The organism is Stenotrophomonas sp. PS02301 (assembly GCF_029959485.1).
Classification (GTDB): Bacteria; Pseudomonadota; Gammaproteobacteria; order Xanthomonadales; family Xanthomonadaceae; genus Stenotrophomonas; species Stenotrophomonas maltophilia_Z.
Map to the genome: position 1 here is coordinate 50,960 of NZ_JASCOO010000008.1, position 18,287 is coordinate 69,246.

The following is an 18,287-nucleotide window of genomic DNA, read 5'->3' on the forward strand; positions in this document are numbered from 1 at the left end:
GTTTCGCTGCCACGATCAAACGACCCCGAGGATGACCAAGGCCAGCACCACTTGGACGACCCACCCAAGGGCGAAGGTCAATGTCCGAGCGACCGGGATACCCAGCGTGTAGACGACAAAGTGCGCCAGACGGGCGAAGAAGTAGAGCATGCTGAGTGTGATCGTGAGGCTGGAGGACAAATTCAGGGCGACGACTCCCAACACCAGAGCCGCGAAGATCGGAAAGTTTTCCATCGCGTTTTGATGGGCCGCCGTCGCGCGCTGCGCCCAGTCCGACAAGGGCTTATGCTCAGGGTTCGGATTTCCCAGCGATGCTGGTATCCCGATTACGGCAAAGCGGTTCAAGACATAGACCATCCAAAACAGGGCGGTCATGAGGCCAGTTGCGGCCATCCAGTGGATTTCAGTCATTATTGTTTCCTTTCGATGACGAGATCAGCCTGAAATGCGGGTCGCTCTAGCAACCCGCTTTCAGGGCGGCGTGTTATTCGGCCGATCAGGTGAGATGCCCCAAGTGGCCCCGCTTGGCCCAGATGCGACAGCCTGACGGGGATTGGATGGGCAATTCTTCCCCAGCCGGGAACCGCAGCCATGTGCCCGCGCCGCATAGGGTGTCGCCGTAAAGCAGCTCCCCTTCGATGACGAAAATCTCTTCGCCGGAAAGATCGCCGCGGTCAGCCCAATTGGTTCCTGGCGCAAGCCTCTCTGAAACGACCGTCTCGGACGCATCCCGATGGAGCTGCGCGCGGGTCAGACCGTCCGTTCCGGTTGGCTCATATGCGAGGTCATCAATATGCTTGTGGACGGTCTGGCGATCATCTTCTTGGAACTGGCGCAGCTTCACAAAAATTGTGCATCCATCCTTCGTGAAGGGCGCGTGCTTGCTGCCCGGAGGGTTGCGCACGTAACACCCGGTGCGGAAATCTCCGTCGCCATCAGAAAACACGCCTTCAAGAACCAGATATTCTTCGCCCATGTCATGGGTGTGTTCCGGAAACGCACTTCCCGGCGCATAGCGGACCACCGAGCTTGCCCGGGCAACTTCGGCCCCGTCGCGTTCCAGAAAACGGCGGTCAACCCCGGCTGTCGGAGAAGGCGACCACTCTTGTTCAGCAGAATGAACGATGGCCGGTTGAGAAAGATCAGTGTTTACACTCTCTGGTACACTGTACGTCATGATGAAGTCCTCAGAATTTCTCAGTCGCAGGGCGCATGTCGAATTCATGTGTCCAGGCTTTGGGGGATTGATTGACCAGCTGCAGATAGGCCGTCGCGATCGCGTCAGCGTCGAGACAATCTTCTTCCTTGATGTTGAAGCGTTCCTGGGCTTGGGGTCCCCAGATGATGCCATCGAGCACGGAATGCACGACGTGAATCCCTTGCGGGCCAAATTCGCGGGCAAGGGACTGTGCCAGGCCACGCAGCGCGAACTTCGCTGATGCGAAGGCTGCAAAGCGCGGATTGCCTTTGAGAGCCGCTGTTGCGCCGGTGAAGATCACTGTGCCGCTACCTGCAGAAACCATGCCGGGCAGCACGGCCCGCGCCGTGATCATTGCACCGAAGCAGGTCGACACCCAAGACGCCTGGAACTCCTCTGGTGTCAGTTCCAGAAAGGGTTTCGGGATGAGCTGCATCGCGTTGTAGATCAGCACCGTTGCAGGGCCATCCTGCCCGTCAATCAGCTCAATCGCCTTTTCGACACGCGCCTGATCGCTCAAGTCGCAAGGCAGGTGGGTGTAAGACGCGCCGAGGTCTTCTCCCTCAAGGCTGCTTTTCCGGGATAGGCCGTACACGTTGTAGCCATCCGCGATCAGCGTCTTTGCAATCGCTGCTCCAAAGCCCGGCGCCATACCGGCAATGATCGCAGATTTCTTTTGTTGTGAATCGTTCATGTTATTTCTCCTTGATCAGTTTCAGGCCTTGGCGCTCGGACGTTCAGAGACGCGCGCGTGCCACGCCGCGAGACGCGTGCAGTCAGCCGGGATCGAAATGCCAAACAGACCCGCAAAATCGACACCGCAGAGCGCCGTAATGTCGGCAAAGGTGAACGTGTCGCCAGCGACGAAGTCCCGTCCCTCCAGCTCTTGGTCCAACCAGCGCATGGTCTCTTCAACGCGAGGTTTGTTCGCCTCGCCCCATTCTTTATTGCGATAGCGATCCGCCTCGCCCAAACCGTCAGTGGCGTGATGGAAAAAGGTCGTGGCCGCCCCGATCAGGCCTTCTTCGACCCGCCGTTGCCACATCGCGACCAAAGCCTGGTCTTTCGGTGTTTTGCCAAGCAAAGACGGCTCAGGCTGCGTAGCCTCGAAGTAACGGGCAATCGCAACAGCCTCAGATATGACCGCGCCGTCGTCGAGCTCGAGGCAGGGTACGGCTTTGAGCGGATTGAGCTTGGTGAAGTCCTCACTGTACTGCTCGCCTTTGAACATACATTCCCCAAGTGGCATGCCGTCTGACGTGAGTTTCGCCTGAATCCGACCGCAGGACAATCATTTTCCGTCCCGAGCGGCGTCGTCGGGCGCGCAAGGCGCTGAGACAGGGCAGATCGGCCCGCGAAGCCGCCGTGTTGTGCCCTGGTGGCGGTGTTTTTCAGCGCAGCGGACAGACCCATCCTGCCGTTTTCGTTCAGTTTGGGCGTGGATGGCGGTCATGCGCATAGCGGAGGCGCTCGCAATCGGCGGATGGCGGCGAGGATGGCGCGGACCATCGGACCGGTGACGGCCACCTCGGCCAGCTGGAAGGTGATGGCGCGGGCATGGCGGACGACACGTGCCCCGATCTTGATCAGCTTCAGTTGCAGGCTGGTCAACGACCAGTCGGCCATCGTCTCGGGCAACTCGATGCAGCGCAAGAAGATGGCCAGGTTGTAGGCCAGCGCATGCAGTTGCAGTCGCACCTCATTGTCGCGGAACTTCCGGCATGACAGCCGCGTCCAGTGGAAGGCATATTTACCTTCCTTGATGTGCTGCTCGGCGGTGCCGCGCTGGTTATAGAACCGCACCACCCAGTCGGGCTCCATCGGCAGGTTGGTGACGATGAAGCCGACACGCGGGAACAGTTCGCCCGGATGCCATTCGATCTTGGCGATCACCCGGCGTTCCTTGTCCCAGGATGCCGCCTGATACTCGAAGTCTTCGTAGAAGCGCTTGACCTTGGTCAGCGAAGGTCGCCCGACAGGGCGCGTCAGCCGATGCGCGATCTTCTCGCGCAGGACGTTGTTCGCAGGCAGCCGGATGGCGTAGAAGAATCGGGCTTCTTCCAGCCGCTCATAGATCGCGGGGATCGCGTAGGCGGCGTCAGCCCGGAAGAACCGGCCGCAAAGGTCGCGCTCCGCGTAGCGGGCGATGACGGGGTCGAGAACGTCCCGCCAGCCATCGGCGCTGTGGACGTTGCCATGGCGCAAGGCGCAGCGCTCCAGCATGCCGAACTGGTTGAACAAAAAGTTCGGGTGATAGCAGGTGCAGTCGAAATGCCCGTTCCAGGCCGCGCCCTCCTGATCGCCATGGGTGGGGCTGACCGAACTGTCCATGTCCAGAACGATGTACTTCAGCCCGTTACGGTCATGGAACCGGTCGATCCATTGGCCATTCAGGTCGGCCAGCGCGGCACGGTTCTCGGGCTGTGCCAGTGTCTCGGTCTCGAACCGTCCCATCTGCGAGGCCGAGGCCGCTTGCGCATCGACAGCCCTTCCACCCACGACCTGGCGCATCACCGGATCGAGGGCCAGGCGGTCGGCGTCGTTCACATCCTCGTATCCGGCCAGTCGCCCGAACACCGATTGCCGGAACAACCCGTCAAGCCGGTGGACCGTGTTCTTGCCGCGCCGGGTGTCGCGCAATGCTTTTGCCGCCAGATCGGACAGCCCGAGCGCGTCATCCAGCTCGCGCATCACCAGCAGGCCGCCGTCGGAACTGAGCTGCGCACCTCGGAACTCCACATGCACCCGGCGGTCGAACTCGACCCGATCTGCCCGCTTCGAACCCGCACCCTCTGGGTGATCCATCAAACGCGCCCCTCACGGCCATCAACACCATGATTTATATCGGAAATATTGAGATCCTGACAGCAAAATCAGCGATTTACTTGGGGAATGTGGGTTCAGAAGATCGCCGAGATCGACACGCTCGGCCCGATTGCGGAAACGCCGAGCGACTGAGTCAGATATGGGGACCCGGACCCGATAAGCGCGGGGACCATAGGAGAAGCCGCACCGTGGGGCGGATCAAGCATGGCGGTGGGAATGGCGGCGAACCCGCATGAGGCCCACCAGGCTGGCCGTCATATGGTCCAGCCGCATGAGGGGCGGTTCGCCTCGCATGAACCGAAGGCGGGCGGGCGCGTCGGGAGCGCCAACCGGCGCGCCCGCCATTTGTGCTGAGCGATCAAGCTCGATCCATGGCGCTTTGCTCAATTCGCTTCGGGGCGCGGCACTGCACACGATTCCTGTCGTCCCACGCCTCAAGCTCGTCGATCCGGTAGAGCACCGCTTTGCCGATTTTTACGAACGACGGCCCGATCTTCATCGCACGCCAGTTCCGAAGGGTGCCGACCGAAACGCTGCCACGATAGCGTTCGGCCACCTCTTCCGGCGTGAGGAATGTGGTCTCTGACATACGCCCTCCTTCGGCAGGAGACCTGCCGCTGATAATCGTTGATGGTCGAGCGCGAGACGCATTTCGCAATGCGTTGGTCATTCAGAGGCACCGACACGCTGGCCGAGCCTCGATGGCGCACGCTCCTGCACGACCGAACATGAGCGCGCGGAAGTGGCCAGGGAAGTATCAATCGTCAGGCGTAGGGAAGGCGGATGGTGGGGGATATAAATAGGCGGGGATGCGGAGTGGTCTTCCCGCTCGCAAAGGGCATTTGGAGCCAGGCGCGGTGAGGTCATCACGCTGACCTGTCGAACACCTCTGGCTCAAGCCGAATTTGCAGGTCTGTAAGCAGGTTGGAGTCCATGCCGTCGCCGGCCAGGGTTTGCAGGTAGTCGAGCAGATCGTCCTGCCGCGGTTGACCGAAGGCCAGTCGATAGACCGTGAGGCTGCGTTTGAGCCAGGCGAGTCGCGTGACTTCCCGACTGAACGGCAGCATCGGCACGCGCCGTTCGACGCGCACGGAACCTTCGTAGATCCAATAGGGGATGAGATCGGTGTCGACCGCCGCCTCGGATCGCGCGTGCTCGAACATCAGCTTCCACGGATCGTCAGGAGCCTGCCCACGGCCCCTGACGACCGCGGCCTGGCGTTCGGCCAGATTGAGGCGCACGGCATGGCCCTTGAAGCGGTGGACGCGGCCTTCGCGCTGCTCGAGGTCCACCGGGTTGCCCGGCAAGTTCCAGTGATAGACGCGATAGCAATAGGGATGGAAGTCCAGCCCTTCCTGGCCGACTGACGTGGTGGCGAGAACGAACGGCCGGAACGGTGAGTTGAAGGCGTCACGCACGCCTCCGAGCCGCGCGACGGCGCCGTCTTCGTCCTTGTAGTCGGCGAGCCGCATCGCGAAGCGTCCGCGCATCTGGAACTTGCTGATGGCGAGGGACTCTCCATCGACTTGCACGTCATCGACGTCGATCTGCGACGGGCGGATAGCGAGGGCCTGGGCCATGGCGCGAGCGACACCGATTGCGCGGTCGTAGGCTGGGTAGGCGCCGAGACCTTCGGCATCGACGAGGTAATGTGCGTATTCGTCCAGGACGGCCTGTAGGTTGTGCTGGGCGCAATAGGCCAGCACGCGGCGCCAGTAGTGATCGTCGGTATCCCGTCTCAGCAAGGCGACCGCGTCATGCTGATTGAACAGCGCCCGGAACGACCAGGCGACTTCAGCGGCGGCGCTGAGCAAGCGTGGGTCATCCCACGCCAGCTCGGGCGCGATCCGCTTGAGGGCGCGAAGCGCGCAGACGGCCGGACTGCCGAGCGCGACGTCAACCAGCAGGTCCGAAAGATCGTCGGACAAAGCGCCGATGTCGTGCGTCTTCACCGCTGCCGCCAGTTCGGTGATATGATCGTGGAAGGCGTCTTCGCTCGCCAGGGCGCGCATGCCGTGGGTCGCTTCCAGCCAGGCGCGGGATCGCGCGCCCAGCAGGTCATCGATCACGGCTGGGGCGGCCCACTCGGCGCTGTGCGCGTCCTGATGCGACACCGCGCCTTCCTTCAAAGCACCGAGGGCGGGCTTGAGGCGGTCGCCCACAGCGGAGCGCATTCCCTCCAGCGACAAGGCGACCCCCGTCTCGCTGAACACCGCCAGCGGATCGGCCAGCTCGGCCAGCGCCGGCGAGGGATAGATCAGCAGCAGCGCGCGCAGACCCGCGAGCCGGCCATGATCCTGCCGGAACTGCAAGGGACGCAGGCGATGCTGCTCGAAATAGCGCCGGCCGGATTCGCCGACGCCCATGCGCCGTTCGGCTTCGTAGGACAGCAGGGCTGCGATCGCATCGGGCACCATGGACCAGGACGAAAATATCAGCGCCTTGGTCAGCGGCGCCCCGGCTCGCGCCTCGCCGTAATAGGGCATGGCGGCGGGTATCCAGAGGTTCTGTTCCAGATGCTGGCCGAAGATGTCGTCCATGATCGCGCGCATGCGACCGTTAGCCGGGTCAAGCGGCGCATAGGTGTCGATGGCGTCGTGATCGAGCATGGCCGGTCGAGCCGCCTGGATTGCGGTGCGGAGCACGGCCGAAGGCGCGTCGATCTGGTCTTCCAGCAGCCGCTTCAGGCTGTAGTGGCGCATAAAATTGAGCAGATAGGGCGAAGACTTCCAGTATTCGATGATTTCCGGCGCATCGAGCGTGCGCGCCACCTGAGAAACGGCGGATGCCTGCGCGAGGTCGGCGGGCGCGATCGAGACCGTGATGGGAGGCTCGCTCATCATGGAGTCGCGCTCGACCGTGGATGCGACCCGCTCGGTTCGGGCGATCACACGGCGCAGGCGCCGTTCGATGGTCTGGCGGGTCTCGACCGCTGAGGCATGTGACTGTGGCAGGGCATGCAAGAGGCCGCGGAAGGCGCGCATTTCACGCGCCAGCGTGGCTGCCACCTCCGGCCCCTTTTCCCGGCCGTAGAGGAAACTCAGAGTCTCAAGGAAGTCCTGATAGTGGTCGCCTTCGTCGGGCTCGTCGCCGGCGAGCGTGAGCATTCGGTAGGGTGTGGCGGAGAGCAGCAAGGTGCGGGCGGCGTGCCCGTCGCCTCCCGAGTAGTCGAACAGTTCGCGCGCGAGGATCGCCGCGTCGCTGTCGCCATGCAGCAGATCCCGAAACCGCTGGAACTCGTCCATGATGATGAGGTCGGGTTGCAGCGCATCCACGCAGGCGTGGGACAGCTTGGCGCGGAGCCGGGCGACCAGGCTGTTGCGGGGCTGTGTCATTTCTGCGGGATAGGTGTCCCGGCGGCGCGGGAAGAGTTCGCAAATCCGTTCGAGTTCCTCGAAGATGTCGCGATCCGCCTGCACGTCGCGGCGGAAATGCTCGATGATGCGCTTGTCGACGCCTTCGAGGGTGAGGTTGTCCACGGCGCGGTTCCAACCCTCGACGCCGGCCGTGACCTGCAACAGATTGTGCAGGCCGCGCGGGCGCGTAACGAGGTCGCGCAGGAGATGGAACAGCAAGGCGCGCTCCTGCGTCACGCCCGTCGCGGAGCGCAGATCGAAGGTCGTGCCCGGCGTCAGGCTGATGAAGTTCACCCTGTTGGCGTCGAGGCCCGCCTGGTCGCGCAGTTGCAGGGGAACGAGCGTCATGCGGGTCGGCAGGGCCAGCTCGCGCCGCCCGAGGACGTTCAGCCGGTTGAGGTTCTGGGCGGCGATCGCCTGGTTCGAGCAGATGTAGAGGATGTCGATCCGCTTGGTGCTGTCCCACAGGTGTTCGATCATGCGGGCGATGACCCCGCGCGCCACCATCGTCTTGCCGAGGCCGACTTCGTCGGCGACCAGGAACTGGCGGACAGGATCGTCCTGGCCGTAGAGCCGATCGAAGACGTAGTCGACGGTGCGCCGCTGAAAGACCTTGAGGGGAGCGAGCGCCGCGTCGGCGCGAAACCGTTCATTCGGCATGCGCGGCATCCTGCGTGGCGAGCGCAATTCGGAATGTATTCCAGAGTGCGCGGAACTCGGCCGGAATCGGATCGGTATCGTCACCGTCGCCGGTTTCCAAGCGTGCGATCAGCCGTTCGATGGCGCGAAGCTGGTCTCCGCCCCGGCAGAAGGCCCGAACCATCTCCTCGAGGATGGGCGCGTCGTCGCTTGCCGCGCGCCAAGCGCCCTGACCTGACCCGTCCTGCGCCGCGAGGGCGGCGGCGAAGGGATCGCCTAATTCGGAGAGGAGCAGGCGGAGATAGCGGAAGAAGGCGTCCTTGCTGTCGATCACCCAGCGCAGGATGGCGGCGTGGCGCTCTGCGGGCAGCCCCTCCATCATGAGCCCGGTGCTGAACAGGATCGAGACGTCTTCCGTCTCGTCCGTCAGGTGACAGGCGAGGAACCGGGTAAGGTCGACCAAGGGCATTGCGCCAAGGTCGGCGGGCTGTCCCTGCCGGAGCGGCTCCAGCAGATCGCGCGCATGTCCTTCGCCCCGCGTGATCGGCCAAACTCGCAGCGCACCGAGCCCGGTAAGGGGCAGCGGTTTGGACGGGATCAGCCAGACCCGCCAGACCGGCGCGCCATCGGCGGCGTGCTCGCCGCGCTCGCAACGGAGCGTGAGGCCGCTGCGGCAAATCTCGCGCCGTGCCCGATCCAAACGAGCCTCGGCGGCTCGTTGCGCGGCATCGGCGGCTCCCGTCTCGTCGCGGACGAACGGCCGCGTCAGCCGGCCAAACCCCTTGTCGCCGAGGATTTCCTCGACGCTGCCGACCCGTGATCGCTTCCCGGTCAGGGTGGTGAAGATCTCGACATTGCTGCCGGTCAGCAGCGCCGGCCGCGTGGCGTTTCCCGAGCCGACCGTGATCGCGGTGTCCCAGCCGCGTTCGGCGATGAACGCCTTGGCATGGAGCCCTTGTAGGGCCGCTGCGTCCTCCTCCTCGCCATCTTCCGTGGCCGCCATTTCCTCGAGCACGGCCACGCGGGCAAAGCCATCGAGCGTGGCGCCGGGCACCTGGGCGAGTTCGTCGGATCGCCCGATGAAGATGGGCTTTTCGGCGCTGGCCAGGCCGGCGAGCATCGACAAGGTTTGATCGTCGCAGAAGGGCGACACCACGCCCAGCCGAACGCAGGGTTCCGGGCGCCATGGCTTTCCGCCGAGGCCGTTAACGGCGAAGGAGACGCTCTGGAACGGTTCGGGCAGGCTCCATTCGGCGCGGCGCATGTCTTCGGCCAGGTCATCGACAAGCGTCTTCGTTCCGTCGGGAACGCCGACGGTCGCGAGGTCGGGGAGCTGGCGAAGGAAGTCGGCGACCGGGCGATTGACGGCTTTGGGCTGCTTGGTGATCACGCCGTCGAGGGTGGCGGCGATGTCCCATGAGCGATCGCGCGTCAGGTTTCTGGAGAGAACGAGCAGACGCAGGCGGGCGGGGTCTTCGGGCCGCAATGGCGTGAAGCGCAGCGCCCACATCTTGGGATGGAAAGCCCCGCCTTGAGGGGCGGCGACCTCGACGATGATGCGTTCGAGCAGCGAGCAAAGGCGGGAATGCGGCCGGGCGCTCGCCTGGATATGGCCGGCGTCGGTGAAGACGACGAGGCGGCCGGCGATGCGCTCGGCGCCTTCCAGTAGCGCCAGAGGATGAGAGAGAATTTCGTCGCGGTTCTCGGCGGCGAAGAGCGCCAGACTGACCGGCACGGCGAGCGCGGTCTCGAAGTCGAGCGAGAAGGTCGTGGCGACCGCCGCGTCGAAGACATAGCCCGCCGGCGGCTGAAGATTGGCGCCGTAGAGCGTTCGCTGTTCGGGATCGAGGCTGCGCCTATTCAGCATGGGCGAGATCCCGCAGGTGGGATTTGGCCTGCGCCCAGCGGAAGCTGAGGCGGTCGGCGCCCGATGCGCCGGTCCAGCGGTCGCGGACGGCGTGATTGGCGTAGCGGGACTGGCTGGTCTTGAGCCGGCGTTCGCGCTCCTCGACGAGCCGCTGCGCCGCGGGCGCCGAGATTACCTGCTCCGTCCCGGCTAGAACCAGATCGCGCCACTCGCTCACGAACCGCTTGGCGGCCGGTCGGACGGCGTGCGCCGGGTGCTCCACGACATTCCAGAAATCATCGAGCGACCACGCGCGGACGGCGCCGGTATCGAGTTCGTCGCTCCAGGCTTCAAGCCGAGCGCGATAGTCCTCGATCCAGTCGTCGCGCTGGCGCAGCTCGCTGAGCGCGAGGTTATAGAGCAGCGCGGCGCCGTGCATCACATGGGAGAAGATTTCCCCATGCTGGACGAGGCGGCGCGCTGCGGATGGAAACGCCGACAGATGGGGGTGCGTCCAGATATAGTCGCAGTCCGCGTCGATGCCTTCGCGCGCCAGCATCGTGAGCAGTGCGGTGGGCTGGCTGGCGATCAGGCGGTCGATGAGGAATTGCGCCTCGTCGGTGGTCAGGCGGAAGACGGCGTGCTCAAGCAGGTCGCCGGGCATCTGGGGCAAGGCCGGATTCCAGACGGCGGGCGTCTGGGCGCCGGCCAGAGCGTCTTCGCCGCTGGATGCGCCGCGCGACCGGCCACGGCCCCGCAAGGCGACGAACAGACTGTCGAGCGAGCCCGGAAAGACCCGGATGCCCCACGCGCCCAGGCCAGCCCAATAGACGGAACTCGGCAACCGCTGGAGCCGTGGTCCTGCATCCCGGCCGATGATGCCGTTGGACTCACCGCCGGCTTTCAGGGCGTCGGCAAGCCGGATTTCGGTGTCGCGCGCCTCGGTGCGGAGCTGCGCTTCGGGGACTTCGCGCTTTTCCAGCGCCCGATAGAGCCAGGGAATGAACAGCATGTATCGCAGGCGCGTCTGGATCGTGCTCGTGCCCGGAAAGAGGTGATCGGCGATGGAATCCCGGATCGCCCCCAGCCCCAGCTCGTCGCGGGTCTCGCGCTCCTGAAAGAGCGCCATGATGCGCTGCGCGCGCTGCCGCTCGGCTTCATCGAAATCGATCCAGGCAAGAGACGACATGGACTCAGGCCGCCTCGCTTTCGGTCGGCTTCGTCGGCAGGACGGGAATGACGGCGCCGGAGGTCATCAGCACGATCAGTCCGCGCTCGGCGCCGGTCATGTCGAGATAGGCCCGCACCTGCGCGCGATAGTGATCGAGCGTTCCCGTTGCCGGCGTCACATCGCTTTTCCAGTCCACGACGACGGCGGGGCGGCCCTCGGCCGTCAGGGTCAGGGCATCGGCGATCCCGGCCGTTGCGGTTTCCACGCCGTCGGCCGCCTGTGCGGAATAGACGGGAAATTCGGCCAGAAGACCCGGCCGTAGGGCCGCGATGTCAGGCAGAGCCAGGGTCCGGACCACACAGGCCGCCAGTTCCTGCGCCGACAGCCCCGTGGCCGGGTCGGCGACCGGAGACTGCCCGAGGGCTCGGATGAGGTGGCCAGCCCGTTCGGTCAGGGCGGCTTCCGCTTCGGGGATTTCGCCGGTCAGCACCTCTTCCATGAGCTTGTGGAGGATCAGCCCGCGCTCGCGGCCCCCCTGCACGAGGACGGCGGCTTCCAGCTCGGGGGGCTGATCGTCGGCCGATCCCGTCCAGAGCGCGGCTTCTTCTTCCCGCAGCACGGTCCCGGTGGCGTTTTCGTCACGGCTGGGCGCGAGCCAGGTCAACCGCGTCTGCGCGGCCGCGATGGCTTCGGCTTCGGCGGCGAAGCTCGCGCGCGTCTGGGTGTTGCCCGCGCCCGCACCTGCGGTCGTGAGACCGGCAGGCAAGTGAGAGACGTCCAGGGCGGGCAGGTCGGCGAGCGACAGATCGACGAGACCGATCCAGGCCGATTTCGACGGCGTGGCGTCGAGCCGGGGCAAGACGAGGAGTTCGCGGGCGCGGGTGGCTGCGACATACCAGAGTCGGATGCGTTCGCGGTCCAGCTCCTCCTTTTCCGCCTGGCGCGCGGTTTCGTAGCCCTCGGGCACGACGCCCAGGACCGGGCAATAGAAGGTCTCGGTCTGGCGGTCGATCACGGCGCTGTCGGGCGCCATGACGCCGGTCATGGTGTTGACCGGAATGACGATCGGCCATTCCAGCCCCTTGGCCGCGTGCATGGTGAAGAGCGCGACCGCTTCCTCCTGGGCGTCGGGCCGTCCCTCGACGGCGCGGGCCTCGTCGGACCACGCCGCTGTCATCGCCTCGGCGAAGGCGCGCAAACCGCGCACGGCGTAGCCGGTCGACAGGCTGAGATAGAGATCGAGATTGGCGAGCACGCGCTCGGCCTGGCCACGATGGCGCTCGAGGAGGAGCGGACGGACGCGCAACACGTCCACGGCCTGCGAGAGCAGCTCGTGCGGGGTCGTGCTGTTGCCGCGCCGGGAGAGCGATTGCAGCCGCTCGATGACGTCGCGCGCGAGTGGGTGCGCGATGACGGCAGGGTCGATGCTGAGATCCAGGCGCGGAATCCGATCCGGCTGTTCCTCCGAGCGCGGAAGTCCCCAGATGATGTTCAGCAGGTCTTCTTCGGTGAGTCCGACCAGAGGCCCGCGCAGCAGCGCGCCGAGCGCGAGCGTGTCGCGGCGGTCGGCCAGAACGCGGGTCAGCGCGATCAGATCCTGCACCTCCTGGCGGCGGAACAGTCCCTTGCCGGCTTGGGTCGCCACGGGGATGCCGCGGCGTTCCAAGGCTTCCTCATAGCGCCACAGCTCCGCGCCGGTTGGCGCCAGCAAGGCGATGTCGCCCGGCTGGCAGGGGCGCTCGGCGCCGCTGCGACGGTCGATGATGGGGTGGCTTTCGATCAGCCGGGCGCACAGCTCGGCGATGGCGTCGGCTTCGGCGTCGCGCTGCTGTTCGGCGCTGGCCTTGCCGTTTTCGTCGGCCACGGCGATGTCGAGAGCCGCCACGCACAGGCCGCCCCGATCGTCATGGAACGGGTCGAGAGCGGTGAAGCCCGGCTGGCCATCGGCCGAGAGCACGGCCTCGAAGCGCTCGTTGACGAAGGTGAGGATCGAGGCGCAGGAGCGGAAGTTGGTGGAGATCGAGAGAAGGCCGCCGGGGTCCTGGGCGCGGAAGGCGTCGCGCGCCTGCACATAGGCGCCGACGTCGGCGCCCCGGAAGCGATAGATCGCCTGCTTGGGGTCGCCGACCAGGAAGAGCGCGCCCGGCCGGATTTGGAAGCGGGTCCAGTCGTCATCGCCATCGACCGGCTCGCCGCATAGCCGCCAGAAGATTTCGGTTTGCAGCGGATCGGTGTCCTGAAACTCGTCGACGAGGACATGGGCGAAACGCTGTCCCAGCGCCTGGCGCACGGCGTCGTGGTCGCGCAGCAAGTCGCGCGCGGCGAAAATCAGATCGTCGAAATCGAGCTGGGCGCTGGCGCGCTTGTGGTCGCGATAGCGTTGCAGGATCGGACGCGCTTCGTCGATCAGCGCGGCCAGGGCATGGCCGGCGACGGCCTGCGCCAACGCGACCCAAGCGTCGCAACAGGCGGTGTAGTGGGTCTCGGCTGCGTCGTTCAGCCGGTCGCTATCGGCCTTGGAGAGACCGGCCTGTTTGGCCGTGGCGGCCCATTTGCCCTTCTTGCGGTAGGAGGCGAAGGCGCCGGTCTTGGTGCAAAGATCCGGGTGGGGCCGCGCGGTCAGGAGCCGAACGAGGCCCGCGGGCGTCGCGGGATCGGGACCGTTCGCCACGGCGGTCGCCATTTCGGCCAGCTGCTCGACGATCGTCACCGTTTCCGGCTCGGCCGCCGCCGTGCCATCCATGAAGTTCGCGAAATCCGCCGTGGCCTGCCGGAACGCCGTGAGGTGGCCGCCAAGCGGAGAGACGGGCGGGGCCGTGAGCGTGGGGCGACGGCGCAGATTCTCGGCGATCTTGTGGATGAGCGCCACGGTCTCGCCGGGGCTGTGCAGCACCATCTCGGCCAGGATACCGCCCTGACCGCCGGACAGGCGTTCGCGCAGCCAGCCATCGACAATCTCAAGGAAGGTGAGGTCGGCCTGGTTGCGATCCATGACGCCGGCGCCGGGATCGATGTCGGCCTCCGCCGGATAGGGCTTGATTAGGCGCTGGCAGAAGCCGTGGATGGTCGAGCAGGTGATTTCGTCGATCGCGGCGCTGGCGGCGGCGAGATTGTCGCGATGGGCTTGGGACAGCCCATCGGGCAGCGCCACGCGCAGCTCGGTCGCGATCGTGCCGGCCGAGAGATCGGCGACGAACTCGCGGACACGCGACAGCAACTCGCTCGCGGCGAGTTCGGTGAAGGTGACGGCGGCGATGGAGCGCGGCGCGACGCCTTCGGCCAGCATGGCGGCGATGCGGCCGGCCATGACGGCGGTCTTGCCTGAGCCCGCGCCGGCCTCGACCAGGATCGAGTGATCATGGAGGCTGATCGCATCGCGGCGCGCGCCGTCGTCCTTCAGCACCTTGGACACGCTGCTCATCATTCCGCCTCCCAGACCTGAGCGACTTCGCCAAGCCGCTCCGTGGCGGCCGGCATTTTGCGTTTGCAATAGGTGGCGCTGGCGTTGGCCGGCAGGGCGAAGGCGAGGTCGTCATAGTCGCCGCCGGTATCCGGGCCAGGCAGGGCCGCGCCTCCGGCGAGACTCGACCGTGCCGCGCGCAGATAGCCCGTAATCTCCTCGAGCACGGCCTCGGGATCGTCGAGCTGGAGATCGACGGGCTCGCGCGGATAGAGCAGCGAGGCGCTGATGGCGACATCGTCGCCGAGGAGCGCCTTCACCGCGAAGGCATAGAGACAGCGCTGAAGCTCTCGTCCGCCATTGAGGCGGATGTCGCCGCGCGGCGGCCGTCCGGTCTTATAGTCCCGCACGAGGGCGCGCTTGCCGTCGCCCGAGATGTCGAGCCGGTCGATATAGCCGGCGATGTTGAAGCCCGTGTCGGGAATCGTGACCGGCGCGCTCGCATCCCAGGGCGTTTCCGCGTCGGATTTCGGCTCCAAGCCGCCGAAGGGCACCTCTCCGTAGGAGCGTGCGCCCGGCAGGACATCATCACCATAGGACAAGGCGCGGCCCGCCATCACGCGGGCGTCGTCGATCGTGCGGCTCCAGATGACGGCCGGCGGAACCGGACGCTCGCTTTCCCAATCGCCGGCGACGGCTTGCGCGGCGCGGGCCACCGCCGCTTCGACGGTCTCCGTGTCGGCGGCGGCGAGCCCGCCTCCGGCTTCGAGGTCGCGCAAGGCGCGGTCGAGAACCATGTGGACGAGATCGCCGATCCCGAGCGCGTCGAGCACGAGCGGTTCGGCGCTGCTCTGCGGTTCGCGCCAGCCGAACGCATAGACCCACACGAAGCTGAGCGGATTGCGCAGCAGGCGGCGAAGCGAGCTGGCCGACTGGGTGCGGCCGAGGATGGCGAGAACGAGCGGATGATCTGCCCGCACGAGCCCGTCATGGGGAGTAATCTTGGCCTGCCGCCAATCGCGCCAGCAGCCCTGCGCACCGACCGCTTGCGGATCGGCTGCGAACTCTTGGGGCCGGGCCATGAGGCGGTCTGTTTCGCTGAAGGCGTGCGCCGGCGTCGCGTTGCGGCGCAGATAGGTTTCGTCGCCACGCCCGGCGAGCAGAGGGCTGCGACCCAGGAGACGCCCGTCGCTGTCGCGCCGTGCGCGCGACAGAACGACGGTGTCGGCCGTCGTGGCGAGGATCGTCTCGAAGTCGCGGCGGTCGGCGAGGTTGACCGGCAGCGGGTCGAGCACCGGAGTCGGGATGATATGGTCCGGGATCAGCCGGTCTTCGGCGATCCCGCGCGGCCAGCGCGAGGAATTGAGCCCGAGGAGCCGCACGAAGCGGCGGGGCGACGCCGCGAGCGCGCTGGCCGGCATCCAGGCGACGGAGACGCACGCTTCCAGCCCATCATCCTGCTTCAGGGTTTCCAGCGTGGCGTCGATCGAGGCGGCGGGGCCGGCGAGCAGAGCCTTGCGCCAGATCGCGAGCGCGCGGCCCTTGAGGAAGGCTTCTCCGATCTCGCTGGCGGCCTCCGATCCTTTCACAAGGGTCTCGACCGCCGTGCGCAGCGCCGGAACATGGTCGGCGCCGTCGGGCCAGTCTTCCGGCGTCAGCCGGGCCAGCAGGCGGTTCCAGGCGCTCGGCGTCGAGAGCGGCGCATCGGTCGGCAGCACCCGCAGCCAGCCTTCGGGCAGGGTCTCGAAAGGCCCGCTGTCCCGGCAGAGCGCCGCGAGGCGGCGCAGCCGCGACTGCGACAGGCCGCGAACCACGATGTCGGCCAGCGCCGCAGCCGCCTGGCCCTCGCGGGTGGCGACGGTGCGGATGCCATGGACGAAGTGAAGGTCGATGTTGGCGTCGGCGCGCAGGGCCAGGAAATGATCGTCATAGTCGGCGGGCGAGGCGGTCGCGATGGCGATCTCCGAAGCCGGGACGCCCGAGGCGAGCAGGCTGCGCGCCCAGCGCATCGCCTCAATGGCCTCGTGATAGGCCGTCGCCGCGCTGGCGGCACTGATTCCCGGCGCATGCGCCGGTGCGCGCGCGACCGTGACGCCGGTGCCGTCCAGCCATGCGGGAACGCTCCTCGGGCCGGCCGCCCATCGCACGGGGATATGGGCGGTGAGCGCCTGGAGCAGTGGCCGCCAACAGGGCGAGAGTTCGGTAAGGCCGACGATCTCCAACGGGCCGAGGACCGCCGGGGCATGACCGATACGGGCGGTTGCGGCGGTGACGATGTCGAGAGGCCGCATCATGCCGGGCGGAAGCTGGTCGACGACGGCCGCTTCCAGGCGCGCGATGGCGGCGAGACGCGGATGATCGGCCGCGCATGCAGCAAGATCGATGCCCGCGCGCCAGGCTTTGTGGAGCGTGTCGGCCGCCGCGTCGATCATGCCGGGAAGAGCCTTGATGCTCTCCAGCTCCCCCATCGGCGTGGCAGGCAAGGCCGCCTGGATGGCCGCGCGCAGGCTCTCGTCGTCGATAGGGCGGGCGAAGCCGCCCGCCAGCCGGACGGCGGCCTGCTCGAAGGACATGATCTGGAGGCCGTGGCGACCGTGACGGCCCGCCGCCAGGCGGCTCTCCCGCATGGCGAGGCGGCCGTGAACGACTAGGGTGGATCGACTCGCGACGGCCATGGTTGCCCTCCTTTCGGGTGCTACTTCTTGTTCGGACGCTGAGTCAGCGCCGAAGCAGCCGCCGTCTTCGCGGCCTTGCTGCTGTTGGGGTTGCGCAACACCTTGGCGGCGGCACTGGCCGCCCGCTTACTGGTGACTTCGCCCTTGGAACCGCGTTTCGGCATGACTTGCCTCCCAATCCGTGCGCCGATCACCATTGACGAGCGCCTCTGATGGGAATAATAATTACACGGACTACGATGGATTGTCCATATAGTTTTTATGCTCACTGACGCGGGACGGAAGCAATGGCAGAGGCCGCAACGGCGTTGAAATGGGGGGTGGGGCGCCGGCTCGAGTTCATCGAGTTCCGGCTGTTCTGGGAGGGCTCGATCAACCGGGCCGACCTCGTTGAGGCGTTCGGCGTGTCGGTGCCGCAGGCGTCCAAGGATTTGACGCTCTATCAGGAGCGCGCGCCGGGAAACATGGAGTATGACACCCGCGCCAAGCGCTATGTCGCCGCCGAAAAGTTCGTTCTGCGCTTCCTCGAGCCGGACCCTTACATCTATCTCTCGCAGCTTCGTTCGGTCGCCGAAGGCGCCGTGCCCGCGAGCGATTCGTGGATCTCGGCGCTTCCCAGCGCCGATGTCGCGCTGACCCCCAGGCGGGACATCGACATCGCGGTGCTGCGCAGGATTCTCGACGCCAGCCGCGAGGGCGTCTCGATCGACGTCTTCTACCAGTCGATGAACAAGGTGCGGCCGGACCCCATTTGGCGGCGGATCACGCCGCACGCCTTCGGCTATGACGGGTTCCGCTGGCACGCGCGGGCCTATTGCCACCTTGAGCACAAGTTCAAGGACTTCCTGCTGCCGCGCATCCTCGAAGTCGGTGGGAAGGGCGAGCCTGGGGAAGCCGGCGAGGGGGACTGGCTCTGGAATAACTATTTCGATGTCATCATCGGCCCGCATCCGGGGCTTACGGCGAGCCAGAAGAAGGTCGTCGCCAAGGATTATGGGCTGGATCAGGGAAATGGTGTGCTCTCGGTCCGTTACGCGATGCTCTTCTATGTTTTGAAGCGTCTGGGTTTGCTTGGTGACGCCGCGAAACAGAGCGCCCATACGCAGCATATCGTAACGATAAACCGCAAAGAAACTGAGGCTGCGCTTGAGAAGGCGGAGTTTCAGCTATGAGAGA

General features: G+C 66.0%; 13 protein-coding genes. 1 reads left to right on the forward strand and 12 read right to left on the reverse strand.

Annotated elements, in window-relative coordinates:
• Nucleotides 1-15: 15 nt before the first annotated feature.
• From QMX81_RS03755 to QMX81_RS03810, 12 genes are all read right to left on the reverse strand, one after another.
• Entirely contained in the window at nucleotides 16-411 is a 396-nt protein-coding gene (locus QMX81_RS03755; RefSeq protein WP_020820344.1) for an MAPEG family protein, read from the reverse strand.
• Between the two features lie 85 nt (nucleotides 412-496).
• Nucleotides 497-1,177, reverse strand: a complete 681-nt coding sequence (locus QMX81_RS03760; protein ID WP_084511095.1) for a cupin domain-containing protein — start codon at nucleotides 1,175-1,177, stop codon at nucleotides 497-499.
• A gap of 10 nt (nucleotides 1,178-1,187) precedes the next feature.
• Entirely contained in the window at nucleotides 1,188-1,892 is a 705-nt protein-coding gene (locus tag QMX81_RS03765) for an SDR family NAD(P)-dependent oxidoreductase (protein ID WP_031286494.1), read from the reverse strand.
• A gap of 21 nt (nucleotides 1,893-1,913) precedes the next feature.
• The gene (locus QMX81_RS03770; protein ID WP_020820341.1) at nucleotides 1,914-2,429 is read right to left on the reverse strand and encodes a glutathione binding-like protein; all 516 of its coding nucleotides are present in this window, start codon (nucleotides 2,427-2,429) and stop codon (nucleotides 1,914-1,916) included.
• A 218-nt stretch (nucleotides 2,430-2,647) separates the two neighbouring features.
• Nucleotides 2,648-4,003 (reverse strand): IS1380-like element ISKpn23 family transposase, encoded by a 1,356-nt coding sequence (locus QMX81_RS03775; protein ID WP_003168745.1) that lies wholly within the window; start codon nucleotides 4,001-4,003, stop codon nucleotides 2,648-2,650.
• 379 nt (nucleotides 4,004-4,382) lie between these two features.
• On the reverse strand, nucleotides 4,383-4,613 hold the full coding sequence (locus tag QMX81_RS03780) for a helix-turn-helix domain-containing protein (protein ID WP_036288946.1): 231 nt from the start codon (nucleotides 4,611-4,613) through the stop codon (nucleotides 4,383-4,385).
• A gap of 277 nt (nucleotides 4,614-4,890) precedes the next feature.
• Nucleotides 4,891-8,040: a helicase-related protein gene (locus QMX81_RS03785; protein ID WP_282258813.1), complete on the reverse strand. Its 3,150-nt coding sequence runs from the start codon at nucleotides 8,038-8,040 to the stop codon at nucleotides 4,891-4,893.
• Nucleotides 8,030-9,886, reverse strand: a complete 1,857-nt coding sequence (locus tag QMX81_RS03790; RefSeq protein ID WP_063987330.1) for a phospholipase D family protein — start codon at nucleotides 9,884-9,886, stop codon at nucleotides 8,030-8,032. Before QMX81_RS03790 ends, QMX81_RS03785 begins: the two co-directional genes overlap by 11 nt.
• A complete protein-coding gene (locus QMX81_RS03795; RefSeq protein WP_063987336.1) occupies nucleotides 9,876-11,054 on the reverse strand; it encodes a DUF6361 family protein in 1,179 nt (392 codons plus the stop codon). The genes QMX81_RS03790 and QMX81_RS03795 overlap by 11 nt, the downstream gene beginning before the upstream one ends.
• A gap of 4 nt (nucleotides 11,055-11,058) precedes the next feature.
• The gene (locus tag QMX81_RS03800) at nucleotides 11,059-14,448 is read right to left on the reverse strand and encodes a UvrD-helicase domain-containing protein (RefSeq protein WP_282258820.1); all 3,390 of its coding nucleotides are present in this window, start codon (nucleotides 14,446-14,448) and stop codon (nucleotides 11,059-11,061) included.
• 8 nt (nucleotides 14,449-14,456) lie between these two features.
• Complete coding sequence (locus QMX81_RS03805; protein WP_063987329.1) at nucleotides 14,457-17,111, reverse strand: PD-(D/E)XK nuclease family protein; 2,655 nt, start codon at nucleotides 17,109-17,111, stop codon at nucleotides 14,457-14,459.
• A gap of 20 nt (nucleotides 17,112-17,131) precedes the next feature.
• Nucleotides 17,132-17,275: a hypothetical protein gene (locus QMX81_RS03810; RefSeq protein WP_165608586.1), complete on the reverse strand. Its 144-nt coding sequence runs from the start codon at nucleotides 17,273-17,275 to the stop codon at nucleotides 17,132-17,134.
• Nucleotides 17,276-17,398: 123 nt separating this feature from the next.
• On the opposite strand from QMX81_RS03810, the gene QMX81_RS03815 reads away from it, so the two are divergent.
• The gene (locus QMX81_RS03815; RefSeq protein ID WP_063987328.1) at nucleotides 17,399-18,283 is read left to right on the forward strand and encodes a WYL domain-containing protein; all 885 of its coding nucleotides are present in this window, start codon (nucleotides 17,399-17,401) and stop codon (nucleotides 18,281-18,283) included.
• Nucleotides 18,284-18,287: the final 4 nt, after the last annotated feature.